Genomic DNA, 21,235 nt, shown 5'->3' on the forward strand with positions numbered 1-21,235 from the left:
GCTCAGGTCACGCGGGCGGCCGGGGTGGCGGTCAGAAGAGGAAGTAACGCTGCGCCATGGGGAGTTCGGTGACGTAGGCGCGGTCGACGATCTGACCCTCGACGAAGGTCGTAACGTCCGTCACTTTCGCTCCGCCGACGATGACTTCGTAGGTGTCGGGGTCGATCCGGACGTGAGGGGTGGCGTTGTTCTCCTTCATGTCGGCCTTCTTGACCGGACGTGTGTCGGTGATGGCCCTGAACTGTTTGGCCAGCTTGCGGCCCTTGGCGATACCACTCCTGATGGCCCGTTCGGTGACGAAGTTGTAGGAGAGGGAGCCGGGGGCCAGGCCGGTGGCTCCCCACATGGGGCGGGGCAGGACAGGCTGAGGGGTGGGGATGGACGCGTTGGCGTCGCCCACCTGCGCGTAGGCGATCTGCCCGCCCTTGATGACCAGGTGCGGCTTGACTCCGAAGAACTTCGGTTCCCACAGCACCAGGTCGGCGAGCTTTCCGGTCTCCACCGAACCGACCACCGCGTCGATGCCCTGGGCGAGGGCGGGGTTGATGGTGTACTTCGCCACATACCGGCGGGCGCGCCGGTTGTCCGCCACCGGCGTTTCGGCCTCCGGTGTGGTGTCCGCGGACGCTTGGCCCTCTACCTTCTTGTCCTTCGGGTTTGGGGGCGGCGGATCGAGGGGCTGATCTTCCTTAAGAAAGCCGCGCCGGACCTTCATGACGTGCGCGGTCTGCCAGGTCCGCATGATCATCTCGCCGATGCGGCCCATGGCCTGCGCGTCCGAGGACATGATCGAGATGGCGCCGAGGTCGTGGAGGATGTCCTCGGCGGCCATCGTGGAGGGCCTGATCCGGGAGTCCGCGAAGGCCAGGTCCTCCTCCACCTTCGGGTTGAGGTGATGGCAGACCATCACCATGTCGAAGTGCTCCTTGACCGTGTTGACGGTCAGCGGCCGGGTGGGGTTGGTAGAGGCGGGCAGCACGTTGGGCTCGCTCACCATCCGGATCATGTCCGGGGCGTGGCCGCCGCCGGCCCCTTCAACGTGGAAGATGTGGATGGAGCGGCCGTCGATGGCGTCGATGGTGTCCTGGACGAACCCTGCCTCGTTCAGCGAGTCGGCGTGCAGGGCGAGTTGCACCCCGGTCTCCTTGCAGACCTCCAGGCACTTCCTGATGACGGCCGGGGTCGCCCCCCAGTCCTCGTGGATCTTCAGTCCGATGACGCCGGCGTCCACCTGGTCGAGCATGGACTCCTTCGACATGGTGGCACCCTTGCCGAGCAGACCGATGTTCACCGGGAACCCGTCGAGCGCCTCGAACATGCGGTCGATGTGCCAGGAGCCCGGGGTGACGGTGGTGGCGGTGCTGCCCTCGGCGGGACCCGTTCCGCCGCCGATGAGGGTGGTGACACCCGCGGCCAGTGCCTCGTCCACCTGGTCGGGGCAGATGAAGTGGACGTGCGTGTCGATTCCGCCGGCGGTGAGGATCCGGCCCTTGCCCGCGATGACCTCGGTGTCCGGTCCGATGACGAAGTCCGTGGGCCTGGGGCCGATACCGTTGTGAGGGGTGCCCTCCTCGTGCAGGGGGTCCATCGTCTCGGGGTTGTACGCCTTGCCCAGCGCGACGATGCTCCCGCCCCGGATGGCGACGTCCGCCTTGACGACGCCCCAGTGGTCCAGGACCACCACACCGGTGATGACCGTGTCCGGGGGCACCGGGTGTGCGTCGGCGACAGGCTTCCCCGGCTTGGCCCTGCCCGGATCGCGCGGCACGACGGACTGCCCCATCGACTCGCGGATCACCTTGCCGCCCCCGAAAACCATTTCATTGCCGCTGCGCCCGGGGCCCCCGGACCAGTCGTCCTCGATCTTGATCCGCAGCGCGGTGTCGGCCAGCCGGATGCAGTCCCGGGTCGTCGGGCCGAACCGGTCCGCGTAGGCGGCGCGGGTCAACGGGTCGGAAGGTTTCGGATCGTCCTGGCAGCACGAACAATCGGGGCACTGTGCCATGGAATTCACGCCTTCTCCTTGCCGAACGAACCCTTGACGTTGTCGAGCGAGCCCTTGACCTTCTCCGGCAGGCCGTTGACCTTGTCGCGCAGACCGTGGACCACACGCTCACCCTCGATGGGCACCAGCTCGACCTCTTCGGTGATGCCGGGCTCGAAACGCACAGAGCTGCCGGCGGGCACGTTCAGCCGCCGCCCCCACGCCTTTTTACGGGGGAACCGCAGCCCGTCGTTGGCTTCAGCGAAGTGATAGTGGGAACCGACCTGGATCGGGCGGTCGCTCGGGTTGGTGACGGTCAGCTTCGTCACCTGGTTCAGCTGCCTGTGGCGCTCGTTGAAGATGACGACCTCGTCGCCCTTCCGCGGCGAGAAGTCCACCTTGCCCGGGGAGACGATCGGCTCCTCGCCCTCGCCCGCCTCGGGGAACGGGCTGTGAATGGTGACCAGCTTGGTGCCGTCCGGGAACGTCGCTTCCACCTGCACGTTCTCGATCATCTCCGGGACGCCCTCCATGACCTCCTCCCGGGTCAGCACCTTGCGGCCGGAGGACATGAGCTCGGCCACGGTCCTGCCGTCCCTGGCCCCTTCGAGGACGTGGACGATCAACAGGGCCACCACCTCGGGGTAGTTAAGGCGCAGACCGCGGGCCCGACGCTTCTCTGCGACGTCCGCCGCCACGTGCATCATCAGGCGCTCTTGTTCATGAGGGGTCAGGTGCACAAGCCACTTCCCTGCATTCGCTCCCGCCCAGGACTCCTGCCCTGAGCCTTGAGCCGGGGACATGGCCACACGAGGCCACGGCCCGGACGAACCCTGCGCAGCCCCGCTCCTGCTGCCGCTGGACCAGCAAGGACCCCGCCCTGCATGCCCGGTCCGACTCAACGTGGAACCATCATGATCACGCCACCGATGCTGCGGCCATGGTGATGGGCACACGGCACCCAAATGAGTGATCAACGCGCCAATTGGGATTTGTTGCCGCTGTGTTGGGGTAACTCACGCCACGGACCGTCATCGTCCTCGACGAAAAGAATGACACCAGGCCCGCACGCGGCGAAGTCGCAACCCGGCCGCCGAACTCCCAGAAGGGAGCTGCAGGTCCGCCGATTGTCCTGCCGGCAGCCCCGGAGCACCGTGCCGAAGAGAACGACGTGGCAAGTACTTCGGCACGGACGGGATTCCTATTCGATCCGACTGTCGGCACACACGACTCAGGCGCGGCTCGTTCCGATGCCAGCGCCGGGCATCCGGAGGGACCATGCCCGGCCTTGCGCCCCTTCTGTCACCCGCCCCCACCCCATTCGTGGAGACGGCGGCAGACCCTCACCGGCCAGCACGGGCCGTGCGCTCGACCCGACCCCGGTCGCCTGCGAAATCGTCCAGGCCCTGCAAACGATGGTCACACGCACCGTCAGTGTCCTCGACCCGGCCGTGGTCACCGTGGCCCGCATCGCGGCCGGCACCACCACCAACATCATTCCCGAGACCGCGAGATCTCGGGAACCTTCCCCACCCTGTCCTCGGAGACCCGTACAGCGGTCCGCGAGGGCATCGCACGCGTCGCCCAAGGTGTTGCCTCAGCCCACGGAGCCACCGTCGAGACGAAGTTGGTCGGGAGCTACCCGCCTGTGGTCAACGACGCAGACTTCACCAACTTCGTCACCGCTTCGGCCGGCGCCCTGATCGGCCCGAACCGCGTCCACCACATGCCCGAAACCGGTCATGGGAGCGGAGGACTTCTCCTACGTACTCCAGCGGGTACCTGGCGCCATGGCCTCATTCGGCGCCTGCCCCGTGGACCTGAGCCTCACTCAGACTCCGGACAACCCTTCCGGCCAGGTCGTCTACGACGAGCAAGCCATGGCGATTGGCACCGCCCTGCACACCACGGTGGCCCTTGACTTCCTCAGCCGATGACCCCCGGGGGGGTGCCTCTATGTCCTTCGTCAAGGCGACCCTGCCGGGGTTGGGGTGATGTGGTCTTGCTGGGGTCATGCGGCGAGCTCGACGTCCGCGGGCGTGCGGGACTCGTAGAAGGTGCCGTCGCGGAGCATGGCGAACAGGACGCTGATGCGTTGGCGGGCGAGGCGGAGGAGCGCCTGGGTGTGGGTTTTGCCGCGGGCTCGTTGTTTGTCGTAGTAGGCGCGGGAGGCGGGATCGGCGTTTATGCAGGCGAAGGCGGAGAGGAACATGGCGCGTTTGAGCTGCCGGTTTCCGCCGCGGGGTGCGTGTTCGCCGTGGATCGAGGTTCCCGAGGTCTTCGTGGTCGGGGCGAGGCTGGCGTAGGAGGCGAGGTGGGCGGCGGTGGGGAAGCTGGTGCCGTCGCCGACGGTGGTCAGCAGGACTGCGGCGGTCCTGACGCCGACGCCGGGCATCGAGGTCAGGACCTGGGAAAGAGGGTGGGCCTCCAGCAGGGTGTTGATCTGGGCTTCCATCGCCCGGCGCTGGGTGTGGACGGCAGCGAGCGAGGCGGCCAGGGAGGGGACGACGATGTCGAGGGTGCCGGTGCCGGGGACGATGACGGTCTGTTCGTCGAGGGCGTCGAAGACGTCGTCGATCAGCCGCTGGGCCATGCGGGGGGCTTTCGGCCGGATCAGCTCCACGAGCCTGCGGCGGCCGGCCCTGCGCAGGGCGGCGGGGGAGCCGTAGCGTTCCAGGAGCCAGGTGACGGCATGGTGGTCGAGGCGGGGGCCCAGGACGCGTTCCAGGCTGGGGTGGAACTGGGTGAGCAGGCCGCGTATCCGGTTGGACGTGCGGGTGGCCTCGGCCGCGAGGTCCTGGTCGAAGCCGACGAGGACCGTGAGTTCAGCGGTGATCTCGTCGGTCAGCTCCAGGGACCGCAGGGTGTGCGGCATGGTGCGGGCGGCGTCCGCGATCACCGCGGCGTCCTTGGCGTCGGTCTTGGCCTCGCCGGGGTAGAGGTCGGCAATCCGCCGCATCGCCAAGCCGGGCAGGTAGGCGACACGCAGCCCGCGTCGCGGGCGACCGTCAGCGGCAGGGCCCCGATGGAGGCGGGCTGGTCCACGATCACCAGAACGGTGCCGAACTTCGCGGTCAGCTTGTCGAAAACGGCCCGCAGCTTGGGTTCGCTGTTGGGCAGCGGCTTGTCGAAGACCTTCTTGCCCGCGGGGGTCAGTCCGTGGCCGTGGTGGGCGGACTTGCCCACGTCCAGGCCCAGGAACACGCCGACGTTGTCGATCTCGAACATGCTGCCCTTCCAGCGGTGTTGACGGTGCCGGCCTCGGCTCGGGTGTCGTGCTCGCGCATCCACGTTATGCAGACCTGCCGCCCGCGAACTGCCCGCATTGCGCCGGGCCGGACGGTGGCCGGACCTCTGATCAGCGTCTCCGACGAACACCCCCGGACTCGGTGACACCACCCCCCAGGTCATGCCGTCGACAGGGGGACACAGTCATGCCGGGCCCGGAGGCCAGCGGCCCCATTGCAGGACCGCGAAAAAGATAACGGGGGGGCGGCCGATATGGATCCGGAAATCTGACGGGCAAACTGGTATCCAAGTGACCGAATTGGTTGCCATTTCCGCCCGACCCTCTTCGGTTGCGCCGCCCGCCGCAGCCACCGCACAGGACGCTCTGCTGCACGCCATCGGTGCCGAAGCACAGCGTGTTGCGGAGAAGTGACGAGGGACCTCGACGGCGTTGGTTGAGTGGGCCAGCGCGTACGCCTGGGTGGTTGGCGGGGGTTCCGCCACATCCCGTGGAACGCGGGCCGTGGGCGAAGCGCCCGGGCCGTTCCACACCCGTGTAGGCCCGGGGTTGCACGCCAAGCCTGTCTTTCGATGGTGATGAAGAGACGGCGGAGAGTGGGGGGCCACGTCACCCTCCGCCGTGGGTGTGAACCGACCCGGGTTTGATGGAGACATCGAAGACCCGGAAGGATGCCGATCATGGCTGCTCCCCGTAAGTACCCCGACGAATTGCGTGAACGCGCGACGCGTCTGGCCGTCGAGGCCCGCAAGGACCCGGCCGGCCGGGCTGGTGCGATCGAACGCATCGCCGACCAGCTGGACGTGCACCCCGAGGCTCTGCGGGGGTGGGTCAAGCGTGCCGAGACCGACGAGGGACTCGTGGCCGGGACCACCAGCGCCGAAGCCGCCCGAATCGCGGAGCTGGAGCGGGAGGTGAAGGAATTGCGGCGGGCGAACGCGATCCTGAAGTCCGCCTCGGCTTTCTTCGCGGCGGAGCTGGACCGCCCACTGCGATGAAGGTCGCCTACATCGACCAGTACAAGGACCGGTTCGGCGTCCAGCCGATCTGCGACGTCCTCGCCGAGACGGACGCGCCGATCGTGCCGAGCACCTACTACGCCGCCCACACCCGACCGCCGTCGGCCCGCAGCCGGCGCGACGAGCACCTCACCGAGAAGATCCGCCGCGTCCACACCGACAACTACGGCGTCTACGGAGCCCGCAAAGTCCATGCCGCCCTGGTCCGCGAAAACGTCACGGTGGCCCGCTGCACCGTCGAACGCCTCATGCGACAGGCCGGACTGCGCGGGGTGATCCGGGCGAAGAGCCCGCGTACCACCCGCCCCGCCCCCGAGACGGGCCGGCCCGCCGACCTGGTCGAGCGCCAGTTCACCGCCACCGCGCCGAACCAGCTGTGGGTTGCCGACATCACCTACGTCAAGACGTTCTCCGGCTGGGTCTACGCCGCCTTCGTCATCGATGTCTTCTCCCGCATGGTCGTCGGCTGGCAGGCGGCCACTTCCCTCTACACCGAACTCGCCCTGGACGCACTCGAGATGGCCATCTGGAGACGCCGCCGCACGGGTGGCGATCTGGCCGGCCTGATCCATCACTCCGACCGCGGCGTGCAATACCGTGCCATTCGCTACACCGAGCGCCTCGAAGAAGCCGACGCGGTGGCCTCGGTCGGATCTCGGGGCGATTCCTACGACAACGCCCTCGCGGAAGCGTTCAACAGCTTGTTCAAAGCAGAGCTGATCCGCAACCGCGGCCCCTGGACCGGCATCAACAACGTCGAGATCGCCGTCGCCGAGTACATCGACTGGTTCAACCAGCGAAGGCTCCACGGAGAACTCGGCCACGTCCCGCCCGCCGAGTTCGAAGCCCTCTACGCAACGAACGACGCCTCACTGAGCCCCTGAAACCCAACTATCCCACTGTCCACGAAACCCGGGGCTTGACATTTTACCCCACCTGCCCCCGACGCGACAGCTGCGACCGCACTGCAGCGGCTTAACAACGTCTTCGGAGGCACCTGTGTGCTCCTGGGCGGAATGCACGATGCAGCGACACGAGTCCCACCGCCTAGCCAGTTCGGCATCCGCATGCGGAAGGCCCGTAGCTGCGACTGCGGCCGACACCGAGCGGTGGGGGGCGAACGGTGAGTGTTCCCTTTCTGCGGCGTCTGCACGCCCAGCTGGCCGACAGAGCGCAGATCGCTTGGTTCGACCGCTGTTGTCCGGGCTGCAGCGCGCAACTTGATCCCGCCTCCCGAAATGACTATTGCGGTGAGATGTGCCTGCCTTCGAGCGGAAGCGTGATTCCGGTATTCGTCACCCGTACGCCCGCAGCTCGGATCAACGGCTTCCGCACCAGTGCTGCTTCTCGGGCCTTGCCGGGGGCCTACTTCGAAGACGTCGACCCCCTTGACGTCATCGAAGCAGCTGACTGGCTCTGTGCGTTGTGCGGCGGCGAGATCCCGGAAGACGTAGACCGCTTCGACCCACAGGCAGCAACCGTAGATCACCACATGCCCCTTGCCCTCGGTGGACACCATGTACGCGCCAACATGCGCGCAGCGCACCGCCGATGCAACCTCAGCAAGAACGCCTCGCACCCGAACGACTGGAACGCTTCTCCGTAAGAGGCGCGCTTCGAAGGCCGCAGCGCTAGCGACAGTCCCAGAGTTTGGGTACAGCGGGCAGGCCCGGACAGTGGAGAGCTTCACGAGTGGGACCCCTCCGGCTGTGCGGGTGGACGGCCGCGCATTTTGGGCAGCCAGTCGGCTCTGCCGGAACGGGGAGGAACGGGAGCCCTACCATGAGTAGCTGGCCTGGACGGCATGAGAGGCCCGTCCTCGGCGACGGGGGGCAGGCACAGCCCATCGCGTTCGCGGGCCTACTTGCGCGCCTTGCCAGTGGGGGCGCCAGAGCGGGTATTCAGGGGAATAGGTACTTCCGTCCTTAGAGCGCCTGGTGACCGTGCTTGTCCACGCGCAGATTACGTAGTACGGACACGGCCGGATGACCGGACGTGGGGCCGCGCTGCGCACAGCACCCGTGGACCTAGACCTCTGGACTCCGGCTTCCTCTGCGGAGAATGCGGAGCAATGAGGTCGTGACGATGCGTGTCGCGGGGTCGATGAATACACCAGCCTTGGAGGAGTACGACTGCACGGTGTGCGCCCTTGAGGGAGAGAGATGCTGGTGGCTATGACTCACTGCGTGTACCCGCAGGTGTGACGTTCGTATGGCTGCTGACGCTCCGCCGGTGATGTAGCACGGGTCGGCCCCGAGCCGGGTACGGACACCCGCGTGTCGTCGTTCTCGACGCCAGGAGACGCGCAGGATGCCCCCGTACCCCAACGACCTGAGGAGTTCCCCTTGCCCCGTACTCTGAAGCCGCCAGCCCCGACACGCGCGCGCAATCCGAAGAGCGCGGTCGAGGCGGTCCTTGATGCCGCGGCCACGCTGGCGCCTACGTCTGGGTACGTGAACGGCACGCACTACTCGGACTGGCACGTGGAGGCCACACCGGATCTGCTGCGTGCGCTGGCAGACCTGGCCCATCACCACAAGGAAGTCGAACTCGCCGACGTCCTCCGCCGGTTCAGTGGCCCCATGTGTTTGGAGCCGCTGTACGACGATCTGTCCGAGGACTGCTCCCCTCGTGGGTTCTGCGCCGCGATCGTGGAGCGCGAGGGGGAACCCTGTCCGAAGCACAGCCCGGAGAACGCGGATGCTCTGGGCCGCTGCATCTACCCCGACGAGACCAAATTGTGCCGGGACCCTCGTGTGCCCGGCAGGAAGCGGTGCGCACGCCACTTCGAGGTGTGCCTCGTGGTCAAGCGCGACGGCACGGTATGCGGGATGCAGCGTTGGGCTTGCAGATCATCAAGGTGTTGCTTCCCGACCTGTTCCTCGTTGATGTGGTATGCGCATCCCGGACGAGATCTGTGCCCAACTCGCCATGAAGTTCGCGGTGTTGTTTCCGCATCTGGATGAGCGGCAGCGACGGCTGCTGATGGCCGCAGAGGCCCGTGTTCTGGGACACGGCGGTGTTCGGGCCGTCGCGCGGGCGGCCTCGGTAAGTGAGACCACGGTCCGCAAAGGCGTGGTCGAGCTGGAGGCCGGCGAGGAGCCTTTGGGGCGGGTGCGGCGGCCGGGCGGAGGCCGCAAGAGGGTCACAGATCTCGATCCGGGACTGCGGCCGGCCCTCCTTGCGCTGGTCGAGCCGGACGAGCGAGGCGATCCCATGTCGCCCCTGCGGTGGACGGTGAAGTCGACTCGCACGCTGGCGCGGGAACTGGCCCGGACTGGGCACAAAGTCAGTGCGGACACTGTCGCAGACCTGCTGCGGGAGAAAGGCTTCAGTCTGCAGGCCAACGCCAAGACCATCGAGGGAAGCCAACATCCCGACCGAGATGCCCAGTTCCGCCATCTCAACGAGCAGGCTCGTGATCACCGGGACGCCGGTCAGCCGGTGATCAGCGTGGACACCAAGAAGAAGGAACTCGTCGGCGGGTGCAAGAACAACGGCCGCCAGTGGCGGCCTGCGGCTGATCCGATGCCGGTGAACGTCCATGACTTCGCCGACCCTCAGCTGGGCAAGGCCGTCCCGTACGGGATCTATGATCTCGCGACGAACACCGGCTGGGTCAACGTGGGCACCGATCACGACACCGCCGCGTTCGCGGTGGAATCGATCCGCCGCTGGTGGTGCGGCCAGGGCCGGGCCGCCTACCCGCAGGCGACGCGACTGCTCATCACCGCTGACGCGGGCGGCTCGAACGGCTACCGCACCCGGGCCTGGAAGCTCGAACTCGCCCGGCTCGCGACCGAAACAGGACTGAAGATCACCGTGTGCCACCTGCCGCCGGGCACATCGAAGTGGAACAAGATCGAGCACCGGCTCTTCTCGCACATCACCATGAACTGGCGCGGCCGTCCCCTGACCAGCCATGAAGTCATTGTCCAGTCCATCGCCGCGACCACCACCAGCACCGGACTGCGTGTCATGGCCGAGCTCGACACCAACGTCGACCCCACCGGAGTCCAGATCGGCGACGCGGAGATGGCGTCCCTGCCGCTGACCCGACACGCCTTCCACGGCGACTGGAACTATTCCCTGTACCCCCAGCCCTGCCCAGCCATCCCAGCACCCCGGGCTCCGCAGAAGCCGGCCCCGGAGTAGGACCACGCTCTCCTGTCCGACCCCGACCTGACCGGCATGCCCCGGCAGCAACTGAGCGATCTCACCGACACTTTGGCCCTCGATGGCGACGTCAAGCGGCCGCCCGCCCCGGCTCGCCTTCCCCCACCAGGTCCTGGCAGCCGTCCTTCACCTGCGGGTCGCCCTGGCCGCGGAACCCCTCGCCGTGCTGTTCGACAGCAGTCGGACCGCCATGCACCGCACCCTGCTGAAGATCAGGACGCTGCTCAAGGCGCACAGCATCGTCATCCCGCCGGCGGCCACCCCGCCCTCCGCCCTCACAGCCCTCCAGGATCGGGTTCGAGACCTGACCAGCGACGCCAGCAGCATGATCAAGACGACGTGTTAATGATCTGCAAGCCCTTAGCTTTTCGTTTAACCCTGCACGTCACTCGACCTGCTGATCTGCGGTTCTTTCCGGGACGGCGAGGGCGGCCGTTCTCCACGCTTCGAGATGTCGAGTCACGAAGCCCAAGAGAACGGCCGCTGCCCATGAGTCTCCCCTTCGATGTGTCCGCAGGCCAGGCGTTGGGGCTCTTGTCCCGCTTTCGGGTTGAGTTCTACGACTCCCTGTATGCCCGCGCGGACGCGCTCTTCGAGCTCACGGACGCCGTGTTGTGCGCGGACGGGCCGGTGAAGACCCTGGTCGAGTTGTCGCTTACGGCCGAGCACCGCCGTGGGCACGGCGCGATGTACGCGGCGCTCGACCGGGGCTGGGCCGAGCCGACACGGCTGCGCCGCGCGCTGGCCGGCCTGCCGCTGCCCAAGGCGGCCGACGGGCGGATCGTGCTGGCCGTCGATGTGTCCAACTGGCTGCGGCCCGACGCACCGACCAGCGATGAGCGGCTGTTCTGCCACGTATACGGACGCGGCGACCGCAGCTCGGACCAGTTCGTCCCCGGCTGGCCGTACTCCTTCGTGGCCGCCCTGGAAACGGGCCGCACCTCCTGGGTGGCCCTGCTGGACGCGGTGCGGCTTGGACCTGCCGACGACGCGACCGCGGTGACCGCTGCCCAGCTCCGCGAGGTCGTGGACCGGCTGCTCAATGCCGGGCACTGGCGGCCGGGCGACCCCGAGATCCTGATCATGATGGACTCCGGCTACGACGTCGCCTACCTCTCCCACGCCCTGGCCGACCTGCCCGTCATCCTGGTCGGACGCCTGCGCTCGGACCGCGTCATGCTCCGCGACTCCGGCCCCGCCCATTCCGGGCCCAAGGGTGGACGACCTCGCCGGCACGGAAGCGTGCTCACCCTGGCCAAGCCCGACACCTGGCACCAAAGCGAGGTCACCACCGAGACGGACACCACCCGCTACGGCAAGGCCGAGGCCAGGGTATGGGACCGGATGCACCCCCGACTCGGCAGACGCGGCCCCTGGCTGGAATACGCAGAAGCCGAACTGCCTATCCTGCACGGCACGTTGATCCGCCTCGAAGTCGAGTACCTGCCGGGAAACCGCACCCCGAAACCGGTCTGGCTGTGGTGCTCGACGACCGCCGCCACCAGTGCGGATGTGGACCGCTGGTGGCAGGCATTCCTCCGCAGATTCGACCTCGAGCACACCTTCCGGCTGATGAAGCAGACGCTCGGCTGGACCGCGCCGAAGGTCCGCCACGCGGACGCCGCCGATCTGTGGACCTGGCTCATCATCGCCGCCCACACCCAACTCCGCCTCGCCCGGCCCCTCGCCGAGGACCTCCGCCGCCCCTGGGAAAGGCCCGCCGAACCCCGCCGGCTCACCCCGGCTCGGGTCCGGCGAGGGTTTCGCAACGTCCGCGCGACCACCACTGGTCCAGCAGCCGCGCCGAAACCGTCCCGACCAGGACCGGGACGGCCACCCGGCTCGAAGAACAGGCACCGGGCGCGGCACCACGACGTCGGGAAGACCGTGAAGCGCGCAGAAACCCTCGCCGAACATACTCGGCTAAAACAGGAGGAACGTTAAAAATCAAGCTTAGGGCTCGCAGAAAATCAACATGCTGACTTGATCTCGGTGCGGTTGCTATTCGTGAGGAACGCGGTGACGTCGGCGGGTGTGCGGAACCTGGCTGTGGAGGGTCGAACGGTGCAGCCGTGGTTGGCGAGGAGGGGCTGGATTTGGTGGACGGCCCTGGTGGTGGTGCTGCCGTTGACGCCGAGGAGCTGGGCGATCAGGTCTCGTGTTCCGAGTTTGCTCAGGTAGAGAATGGTGGCCAGGACTCGGTCGGCGGTGGTCAGCTTGTCCTTGGCGCCGGCTCCACGAGCCCGGATACGGCCTCCTCCTCGCTGCTGTGACCGCTCGCGTTCACGGAGCTCATCGAGTTTCTGGGACAGCTCGTCGACGAGCTCATCCAGTGCCGTTTCGGTCATGCCGGTCAGTTCGGGGTTGCGCAGACCTCCGGCTCGGGACTGAGGCGGCGGGCCTCCGGCTGGCCGCGGGGCCTCGGCCGCGCCGACCGTGTAGCCCCGTTGTGAGTGGAGGGTGTAGTTCCAGTCGCCGTGGAAGCGGTGGCGGCGCATGGGTAGTGCGTCGATGTCTGTGTCGGTGACCTTGATGCCGGTGTCGTAGGTGCCCGGGTCAAGTTCCGCGTGGACTCTCAACCCAGTGTGGGTAGTGGTTGCCTTGATGCTGTTCACGATGGCGTCGTGGCTGGTCAGGGGCCTGCCACGCCAGTTCATGGAGATGTGGGAGAACAGCCGGTGCTCGATCTTGTTCCACTTTGAGGTGCCCGGCGGCATGTGGCAGACCGTGACTTCCAGGACCGTTTCGGCGGCCAGGGCGGCAAGTTCGGTCTTCCAGGCGCGCGTGCGGTATCCGTTGGAGCCGCCCGCGTCCGCGGTGATCAGCAGCCGGGCGGCCCGAGGGTAGTCGTGCCTGCCACGGGCTTGCCACCAGCGGCGGATCGAGGCAACAGCGAAGGCTGCCGTGTCGTGATCGGTGCCGACGATGACCCAGCCGGTGTTCGCGGCGACGTCGTAGATCCCGTAAGGGATCGCCTTGCCGGGTCCCTGCCGGTCCAGGAAGTCATGAGTTTTGACCTAAGCCGGAGCTCCCTTCGGCTCCCACTCACGGCCCCCGTTCTTGTAGAGGCCGACCAGTTCCTTCTTCTTGGTGTCCACGCTGATCACCGGGTCGCCGGCGCCCATGTGTTCCTTGGCCCGGTCGTTGATGTAGTGGAACTGGGCATCCCGGTTGGGATGCTGGGCGCCCTCGAGGGTCTTGGCGTTGGCCTGGAGGCTGAATCCCTCCTCCCTCAGAAGGTCGGCGACGGTATCCGCCGAGACACGGTGGCCCTGCCTGGCAAGCTCGTCGGCGAGCCTGCGGGTGGACTTCGTCGTCCATCGCAGCGGCGACATCGGATCCCCGCGCATGTCGGGCTCGACCAGCGCCAACAGCGCGGGCCACAGTTCTGGATCCACCTCGGCCGCCCGCTTGCGCCCGCCACCTGGGCTGCGGACCCGGCCCAGCGGTTCCGCCCCCGCCTCCAGCTCGTTCACACCCTTGCGGACTGTGGTCTCGCTGACCTGAGCGGCTCGGGCGACCGCCCGGATCCCGCCGTGGCCCAGGATCCTGGCCTCAGCCCCCATCAGCAGACGGCGCTGCCGCTCGTCCAAGTGTGGGAACAACACTGAGAACTTCAGGCCGAGTTGATCACTGACCTCGCCGGATATGCGCATATCACACCAACGAGCCGAACGGCGGGAAGCAACACCTTGATTCTCTGCGAGCCCTTACTGAGGAGCAGGTCAGAGGTCGCGTCGGTAGTGTCCCGTACGACCTCTCGTCATTCTTCCCGGGCGGCAGCCATTGCCGCCTCGCCGATCACTTCCGCCATGCGCTCTGCGAAGGAGCAGGACTCGCTCGGGCTCCAGCGGTCGGCAGGGTGCAGCAGCTGGGCGCCCGTGGCGTTCCGGGGGACGCTCAGGGCGAGGTCATGCCGTAGCCGTACCTGACCGCGTGGCTGCGGCGAGACCATGAGGTCGCCCAGCCGAACCGGCTCCTCGGGAGCGTTGAACTCCTCCACGCCGACATTGGTGACCGGGTCGTCCGCCGCGGGGAGCGTTCCCAGGGCCCGGGCGACATCGCGGTAAGGGACGTCTGCGTACCGCAGCGCCGCCAGTACGGCGTCGCGGCCCGCTTCGATGGCCTGGGCGGGGCCGGTCGTGGGAAGCGTCCGTACGGCCACGGGCACCACGTTGATCAGGCAGCCCATCAGGCCGGCCGTGCCAGGGGCGTCACGGAGCGCGACCGGGGAGGCGAGGACAGCGGTCTCCCCGCCGGTGGTACGGGCGAGGAGCAGGCCGAACAGTCCGGTCAGGCCCATGTAAGGGGTGGCCCCCGCCCGGCGGCACGCCCGGTCGAAGGCGGTCCACGTGCGCTGCGTGACGGGAAGGCTGACAGCGACTGCCAGCCGGTCGCCCGCCCGGTCGTCACGCCTCGGAAGGGTCGCCTGGTACGGGGCCTGGGACAGGAGGGCGGCGACATGCCGCGCCCGGCCGCTCTCCACCGCTGCGCGCTCCTGAGCCACCCGGTGGAGCAGCCACGCACGGTAGCCGTCTCCGTCCGGCGCGGCGGGCGGGACCGGGTTTCGCGACCGTGCGGAGTAGTGCGACAGTAGGCTGCGCAGCAGTACGCCGTGTGACCAGCCGTCGCTGATCAGGTGATGGACGACGAGGACCAGGACGTGCTCGTCGGCGTTCAGCCGCACCAGCCGGGCCCGCCAGAGGGGGCCCGCCTCCAGGTCGAAGGGTTCGGTGGCGGCCAGCGCGGCGAGGCGTTCCACCCGGGCTGCCACGGTCTTCGCATCGACGGCGCCGAGATCGCTGTACGCCAGCTCGGGGGCGGGGGCGTCGAAACTCTGCCAGGGCTCGCCGTCGATCTCCTTGACGCGGCAGCGCATCGCCTCGTGGGCCGTGCGCGCGTCGCCGAATGCCAGGCGCAACGCCTCCGTGTCAAAGGGGCCGTCGATGCGCAGGACCGCGGTGTCGTGGTAACCCGACACGCCCGGGCTCAACTGCTCGGCGAGCCAGATGCCCTGTTGGGTCGCGGTCAACGGCAGCCGTTCCGGCGCCCGGGTGCGTCGCTGGGCGCGCAGCGCCTCTACCAGCCTGGCCCGTCGGTCATCGAGACGCTGATTCAACGGCGGTTCCGTCCTCTTCGCAGGAAGCCGGGCGACGTCACCGTAGCAACGGGCGGACATCCTGAGGAGAGGGCCTCGCGTCGCCCCCGCCACCAGGGCATCATCGGTGACCGCCGCCCGTGCCCGGTCGGTGACGACCACCACGGACCCGAGGGGGAAGAGTGCCGCAGCCGTACGCATTCGAATTCGCGCTGGTCAGCGATGGTGATATGACGGAGAAGGAGTGGCGCGAACTGGCCCGCCGCGCCGAGAACCTCGGGTACGACGCACTGCTGATCAGCGATCACGTGGACCAGCGACTGGCCCCCGTGCCCGCGCTGGCGGCGGCCGCCGAGGTCACCAGTCGCCTCGTCATCGGGACGTACGTGCTCAACAACGACCTGCGGAACCCGCTCATGCTCGCCAGGGACGCGGCGACCCTGCACGGCCTGTCGGACGGGCGGTTCCAGCTGGGTCTCGGCGCCGGCTGGTACCGCGCCGACTACGAGCGGACGGGTATCGCCTTCGAGCCTGGCCGGGTGCGCTACGAGCGGCTGCGCGAGGCCGTCGCCCTCTGCCGGTCCCACCCGGCGGACGGTACGGCCGGCGAGGGGGAAGCGGCGGGCCGGCACGGGCGGCCGCCGCTGCTGCTCGGGGGGACCCGGCGGGAGATGCTGTCCCTGGCCGCGCGCGAGGCGGACATCGTGAGCGTCGTGCCCGCGCTGGGCCCCGACGGGCCCACGGACCTTGGCGACTCCTCTCCCGCCCGGCTGGACGAGAAGATCGCGTGGATCCGTGCGGCGGCCGCCGCACGGGAGCGGTCTCCCCGCCTCAACCAACTGGTGTGGGAGTGCTTCATCGCCCCGAGGCCCGGACCCGTGGAGGAGGCGCTCGCTCGGGCCGTCGGTCGTACACCGCAGGAGGTGCGCGAGCTTGCCTGCTTCCTCGTGGGCACCGCCGCGCAGGTCCGTGAGACCCTCTGGGCCCGGCGTGAACGATGGGGATTCGGCTATGTCACGGTGCCCGCCGCCAGGGCCGAGACGTTCGCCCCCGTCGTGGCGGGGCTCAAAGGACAGTGAGCCCATGGAGCCGGAGACCCGTCCGCCACGGGCGGACCGCATAACTACGGGCTAACCCGTCGTCCCTACGGTCGCGTCGAGACCTCGCCCGCGAGGGCGGTCCTTCTCGTCGACGACCCACGGGAGGCGCTGTGGCCGGTCATGCAGGCGAACCGGTCGGTGTGCGGATCGAGCCCTCCCCGGGCGAGGCGAAGCCGACGGACGACCGCCCCACGGCGGCGAGCGTCGCCGCCGTCTACCGCGAGGTCCTCGGCCTGGCCCACTGCGCCCACGACGACTCCTTCTTCCGCCTCGGCGGGGACTCCTTCCACGCCTCCCGCGCCCTGGCCGTCCTCGCGCGGCAGCACGGGGCACGCCTGCCGCTGGCCGAGATGTACCGCGACAGCACCCCCGCAGGCGTGGCGCGGAGCCTGCTCGCCCTGATCGCCCGGCCCCAGCCACGCCGCTCCATCACCTCGCTGGCCAGGCGCCGCCGTACCTGGTTCCCCCTCTCCCTGAGCCAGGAGAGCTTCTACGCCATGGACCGGTCCACCCGCGGAGCCGGGCTCTTCACCAACGTGGGCAGGCTCACCCTGCGCGGCGACATCGACCCGCGGGCACTGCGGGGCGCCCTCGCGGACACGGTGCGCAGACAGCCGGCCCTGCGCACCATCTTCGGGGACGACGGAGGCCGGCCCGCCCAGCGGTTCGCCGCACAGGACGCCCCCCTCATCGACGAGTGCGACCTGCGTACGGGGAACGGCGCGACGGCGCTCCGGCGGCGTATCCGGAAACAGCATCTGCGGGGTTTCGACCTGCACGCGGCACCACCGGTGAGGTTCGTCCTTGCCCGTACCGCCGACGACACGTGGACCCTGCTGACCGCCGTGCACCACGTCGTCTTCGACGGCATGTCCCAGTCACTGCTGCTCGACGAGATTTCCCGGGCGTACGCCTGTCGCCTCGGCGCCGCCAGCGAGACACCCGCGCCGGAGTTCACCTACGCCGACTTCGCGTACTGGCAGCGGGACACCCTGCGGGGCGAACGCGCGGAAGACCACCTGCGAGGGCTCGCGGAGGCGGTACGCCACAGCCCGGCGCCCTTGGTGGGCGACGGCTCGCCGGTGAAGGGGTACACCTCGCGCATCCGGCCCTTCATGGTGGACGACACCACGGTGCGACGGCTGCGCGAGCGGGTGGCCCGGCACGACACCACCCTCTTCGTCGGCCTCGTCGCCGCCGTACTGGAGTTCGCCGCCCGTCGCGCCGGGGGGGCGCGCCAACTGGTGGCCGTACAGGCCGCCAACCGGGCGTTGCCGGGGACGGCGGACGTCATCGGCTGTTTCTCCAACACCCTGTACGTGTCCGGTGATGCCCGGCCCATGGCGGACCCCGAGGAGCGACTCGTACAGACCCGCGCGGACGTCGCCCGCGCGCTGCGACACGAGGAGATGCCGCTCGACCACGCCCTCGGCCTGCTGGCCGAGCGGGGCATCGGGCGCGAGTGCCGGCCACAGATCGGCTTCACGCTGCAACCGCCCCGCCACCAGACCAGGGACCTGCCGGGCGGCGTGCTCGAAGCCGAGTACCTGCTGGAGAGCGGGGACACTGTGGACCCGACGAACTTCCCCTTCGTCCTTGAGCTCTTCGCGGAGCCCGGCGGACTGGCCGGGGTGTCCCACCACCGGCTCGCCGTCTGGCCCGAAGGAGCCTTCGAGGCGGCGGAGCGGCAGCTGGCAGCCAGCTTCGCCCACCTGGCCGGACCCGGACGATCATCCGCAGCAGAGAGGTAGACCAGTGCCCACATCGTTCTCCCGCATCCTCAACGAAGAGGACCTCGCCGAAGTGCGCAACCAGTACCTGCAGGCCCTTGAGGCACTGGAGGAGGAAGAGGACGAGGAGAGCCACCGCAACGGCGGCGACGGCCCGGCAACCGAGCAGAAGCGACAGGACTGAGGAGGAAGCGGACGATGGACTTCATCAAGGCCGACGACCCTGGAATCGGCAAGCGGCTGGGCCGGGACGGCGTCGTCCTCATCGACGGTCTGCTCGATCCGGACGAAGTCGCCGAGACACGGGCGCAGATGCTCCGCTACCAGCACGAAGTGCTCCCCGGAGTGCCGCGCGCCCACTACGAGTTCCACGAGGACGGCGTCCTTCGGAACATGACGGAGATGCAGCGCTACGACCCGTGGTTCCGCGAGTTCGGCACCAGCGAGCGGTTCAGCAAGCTGTTCGGCGGCGCCGTCGACTGGGAGCCGATACTCTTCTACCTGGAGACGTTCCCCAAGCGCCCCGGATGCCGTCCGCTCCGCATGCACCAGGAGCTCTTCGCCACGCCGATGGAGCCCGCGCAGTACCTGCACCTGTGGATCGCCCTCGACGACGTGACCAACGACAACTCCGGCATGGTCTTCTACCGGGGCAGCCACAAGCTGGGTCTCGCGCCGCACGTCTACCACTCCGACCAGCTGCCCGCGGTGGAGGACGAGTTGCTTGAGCGGCTGGCGCCGTACCGGATCGAACCGGACTTCCCCGCGGGCTCGGCCGCCCTCTTCGACGGCCGCACCATCCACGGCAGCAAGGCGAACGTCACGGGCCGGATGCGGCTGTCCCTCGTGGTGGCCGTGCGCGGTGTCGACACCGTCATCAGCGGGGACGACGACATCTTCTCCAGCGTCATCTCCCGTTTCGTCCGCGAGGAACTCGGCATCGAGAAGTGCGGAGTGGACGACACCCTGGCCGAACTCGGCGGGGACGAGGCGGTGGTGCGGCGTGTCCTCGCCCGGATCGAACGGGACTACGACATACGCCTCCCGGAGGAGGAGTTCGGGACGGGCACCAGCCCCCGCGTGCTGGCCACCCGGCTCATCGAGCTTACCGGCTGGGACGGGCTCAACAGCGCGACGGCATGACCCCCGCCCGCCGCCCGAGGGCGGCGGGCAACGCCGGCGTACCGCCGCACGACCCGACTCCCCTCGTACCGGCCCGGAGGCCCGTCATGTCCGCAGACCGCCCCGTCCCTCCCGTACCTCCGGGCCCGGAGCCCGTGCGCCGCGGCGGCAGGTACGTCCATGCCATCGAGAAGGAGATCGGGAACTGGAACCTGCTGCACGCGGAAGGGAACGTCATCGAGACCGGCATGGTGGTGCAGATCCTGGCACCCAGCGCCTACGTCGCCTTCCCCGACCTGCGGCACCACTGGAACCGCGACCTGCTCGCGGCAGAGCCAGAGATCGTCTCCACCGAACCGCAGACCATCGTCTACCGGATCAGGGAGGAGGCCGTCTGGAACGACGGCACGCCGCTGACCGCCGACGACTTCCTCTACACGTACCGCGTCCAGAACGGATTCGACAGCCCGGCCTGCAAGGTGTCCACGCACGCCGGGTACGAGCTCCTGGAATCGGTGACCGCCTCACCCGACGGACGGACCGTGACCGCCGTCTTCCGCAAGGGGGAGTACTTCCCCGACTGGCAAGCCATGTTCTCCTACCTCCACCCGGCCCACATTGCCGCACGCCACGGGGACCTGGAGACGCCGGAAGGGCTGGCCGCCGCCTTCGAGGCGTTCGCCGACCGGCCGCCGGCCTGGTCCGCGGGACCGTACATGATCGACGGCGGCGCCACGACGGCCCGGCGGATCGTCCTCGTCCCCAACCCGCACTGGTACGGGCGGGTACTGCCCGTCCTCGACGAGGTCGTCCTCGACGTGATCGACGACCAGGCCGACCTGCTGCCCGCCCTGCGCGGCCGCCGCATCGACGGGATGAACCCCCAGCCGGACGCCGACCTCGTCGCGGCGACGGCCGCACTGCCCGGCATCCGCCACACCGTGGGCAAGGGATTCGTCTGGGACCACCTCGACCTCAACGTCCGCACCCCGCACCTGCGCGACGCCGTGCTGCGCCGCGCCCTGTTCACCGCAGTTGACCGCGCCGCCCTCATCTCCGAGACCATCGGTCGCTTCGTCTCCGACGCGCGACCGCTGGACAGCCACAACTTCGTGCCCGGCATGCCGGACCACCGCGACGTCATCACCGGCACCGGCCAGGGCCAGGGCGACGCGACCCGCGCACGGCGCGAGCTCGTCGACGCTGGCTACACCCTCGCGGCCGACGGGCTGCGGACACCGGACGGTACCCCCGTACCCCCGCTGCGCCTGCGCTGCCTCGCCGGGAACCCGCTGCGGACACGCATCGCCGAACTGATCGCCGAACAGTGGAACCGTATCGGCGTACGCACCGACGTCGTCCCCATGTCGCAACTCGGCAGCGTCCTGGACAGGGGCGACTACGACGCCGTCCTCTTCGGGTGGAACGCCAACCCGGTACGGGTGGGGCCCGCACGCGACATGTGGGGAACGGGCGGCGGGATGAACTACGGCGGCTACTCCGATCCCGAGGTGGACCGGCTGATCGCCGAGGCCGGCAGGACTCTCGACCCGACCGAGGCGCACGCGCTGCTCAACCGCGCCGACGAGACGATGAGCCGGGACGCGTACGTGCTGCCGCTCTACCAGCGGCCCACCTTCCTGGCCGTCGCGTCGGAGTTCGCCAACGTCCGCGACAACCCGACCAACGGGCTGGTGATCCACAACATCGAGGAATGGGGAGTGCGGGCGACCGCACGGTGAGCGGGGCCGGGTGACCG

Annotated in this window: 12 protein-coding genes, 3 pseudogenes and 1 other annotated feature; of the genes and pseudogenes, 10 read left to right on the top strand and 5 right to left on the bottom strand. The window is 68.7% G+C overall.

What is annotated here, in order from left to right; all coding sequences use genetic code 11:
• Positions 1-31: 31 nt before the first annotated feature.
• Entirely contained in the window at positions 32-2,005 is a 1,974-nt protein-coding gene (locus ACQPZG_RS31295; protein WP_433549623.1) for an urease subunit alpha, read from the bottom strand.
• 5 nt (positions 2,006-2,010) lie between these two features.
• Positions 2,011-2,724 carry an urease subunit gamma gene (locus ACQPZG_RS31300; protein ID WP_433549049.1) on the bottom strand — a complete coding sequence of 238 codons (714 nt, stop codon included), beginning with the start codon at positions 2,722-2,724 and terminating at the stop codon, positions 2,011-2,013.
• Between the two features lie 1,050 nt (positions 2,725-3,774).
• On the opposite strand from ACQPZG_RS31300, the gene ACQPZG_RS31305 reads away from it, so the two are divergent.
• On the top strand, positions 3,775-3,921 hold the full coding sequence (locus ACQPZG_RS31305) for a hypothetical protein (RefSeq protein ID WP_433549050.1): 147 nt from the start codon (positions 3,775-3,777) through the stop codon (positions 3,919-3,921).
• A gap of 74 nt (positions 3,922-3,995) precedes the next feature.
• Here ACQPZG_RS31305 and ACQPZG_RS31310 read toward each other — a convergent pair.
• A pseudogene (locus tag ACQPZG_RS31310) lies at positions 3,996-5,212 on the bottom strand (IS110 family transposase).
• A 699-nt stretch (positions 5,213-5,911) separates the two neighbouring features.
• Between ACQPZG_RS31310 and ACQPZG_RS31315 the strand changes: the two are divergent.
• The 4 genes and pseudogenes from ACQPZG_RS31315 (at position 5,912) to ACQPZG_RS31330 (ending at position 12,370) form a co-directional block, all read left to right on the top strand.
• Positions 5,912-7,134 (top strand): IS3 family transposase gene (locus ACQPZG_RS31315; protein ID WP_433549051.1). Its coding sequence is split into 2 segments (ribosomal slippage): positions 5,912-6,191 and positions 6,191-7,134, totalling 1,224 coding nucleotides; the frame shifts between segments, so codons are not numbered across the junction.
• Positions 6,190-6,318, top strand: a sequence feature (AL1L pseudoknot). (Overlaps the previous gene by 129 nt.)
• A gap of 239 nt (positions 7,135-7,373) precedes the next feature.
• Positions 7,374-7,856, top strand: a complete 483-nt coding sequence (locus ACQPZG_RS31320; protein WP_433549052.1) for an HNH endonuclease — start codon at positions 7,374-7,376, stop codon at positions 7,854-7,856.
• 1,289 nt (positions 7,857-9,145) lie between these two features.
• A pseudogene (locus tag ACQPZG_RS31325) lies at positions 9,146-10,772 on the top strand (ISAzo13 family transposase).
• Positions 10,773-10,915: 143 nt separating this feature from the next.
• The gene (locus tag ACQPZG_RS31330) at positions 10,916-12,370 is read left to right on the top strand and encodes an NF041680 family putative transposase (RefSeq protein ID WP_433549053.1); all 1,455 of its coding nucleotides are present in this window, start codon (positions 10,916-10,918) and stop codon (positions 12,368-12,370) included.
• A 26-nt stretch (positions 12,371-12,396) separates the two neighbouring features.
• On the opposite strand, the pseudogene ACQPZG_RS31335 reads toward ACQPZG_RS31330, so the two are convergent.
• Positions 12,397-14,082: pseudogene (locus tag ACQPZG_RS31335) on the bottom strand (ISAzo13 family transposase).
• Positions 14,083-14,189: 107 nt separating this feature from the next.
• Positions 14,190-15,545 (bottom strand): condensation domain-containing protein, encoded by a 1,356-nt coding sequence (locus tag ACQPZG_RS31340; RefSeq protein WP_433549054.1) that lies wholly within the window; start codon positions 15,543-15,545, stop codon positions 14,190-14,192.
• A 161-nt stretch (positions 15,546-15,706) separates the two neighbouring features.
• Here ACQPZG_RS31340 and ACQPZG_RS31345 point away from each other — a divergent pair, with 161 nt between their 5' ends.
• From ACQPZG_RS31345 to ACQPZG_RS31365, 5 genes are all read left to right on the top strand, one after another.
• Positions 15,707-16,603, top strand: coding sequence for a TIGR03621 family F420-dependent LLM class oxidoreductase (locus tag ACQPZG_RS31345; RefSeq protein WP_433549055.1), 897 nt, complete (start codon positions 15,707-15,709; stop codon positions 16,601-16,603).
• A gap of 131 nt (positions 16,604-16,734) precedes the next feature.
• Entirely contained in the window at positions 16,735-18,375 is a 1,641-nt protein-coding gene (locus ACQPZG_RS31350) for a condensation domain-containing protein (RefSeq protein ID WP_433549056.1), read from the top strand.
• A 4-nt stretch (positions 18,376-18,379) separates the two neighbouring features.
• The gene (locus ACQPZG_RS31355) at positions 18,380-18,538 is read left to right on the top strand and encodes a hypothetical protein (protein WP_433549057.1); all 159 of its coding nucleotides are present in this window, start codon (positions 18,380-18,382) and stop codon (positions 18,536-18,538) included.
• A 14-nt stretch (positions 18,539-18,552) separates the two neighbouring features.
• Positions 18,553-19,497: a phytanoyl-CoA dioxygenase family protein gene (locus tag ACQPZG_RS31360; RefSeq protein ID WP_433549058.1), complete on the top strand. Its 945-nt coding sequence runs from the start codon at positions 18,553-18,555 to the stop codon at positions 19,495-19,497.
• Between the two features lie 86 nt (positions 19,498-19,583).
• Positions 19,584-21,218: an ABC transporter family substrate-binding protein gene (locus ACQPZG_RS31365; RefSeq protein ID WP_433549059.1), complete on the top strand. Its 1,635-nt coding sequence runs from the start codon at positions 19,584-19,586 to the stop codon at positions 21,216-21,218.
• Positions 21,219-21,235: the final 17 nt, after the last annotated feature.

It is taken from the genome of Streptomyces sp. CA-294286 (assembly GCF_050947155.1).
GTDB lineage: Bacteria > Actinomycetota > Actinomycetes > Streptomycetales > Streptomycetaceae > Streptomyces.

Excerpts from the sequence above, each read along its gene's own strand:
- ACQPZG_RS31295 (WP_433549623.1), bottom strand. The coding sequence starts at position 2,005 with ATGGCACAGTGCCCCGATTGTTCGTGCTGCCAGGACGATCCGAAACCT.
- ACQPZG_RS31305 (WP_433549050.1), top strand. The coding sequence starts at position 3,775 with ATGGCCTCATTCGGCGCCTGCCCCGTGGACCTGAGCCTCACTCAGACT.
- ACQPZG_RS31330 (WP_433549053.1), top strand. The coding sequence starts at position 10,916 with ATGAGTCTCCCCTTCGATGTGTCCGCAGGCCAGGCGTTGGGGCTCTTG.
- ACQPZG_RS31360 (WP_433549058.1), top strand. The coding sequence starts at position 18,553 with ATGGACTTCATCAAGGCCGACGACCCTGGAATCGGCAAGCGGCTGGGC.
- ACQPZG_RS31365 (WP_433549059.1), top strand. The coding sequence starts at position 19,584 with ATGTCCGCAGACCGCCCCGTCCCTCCCGTACCTCCGGGCCCGGAGCCC.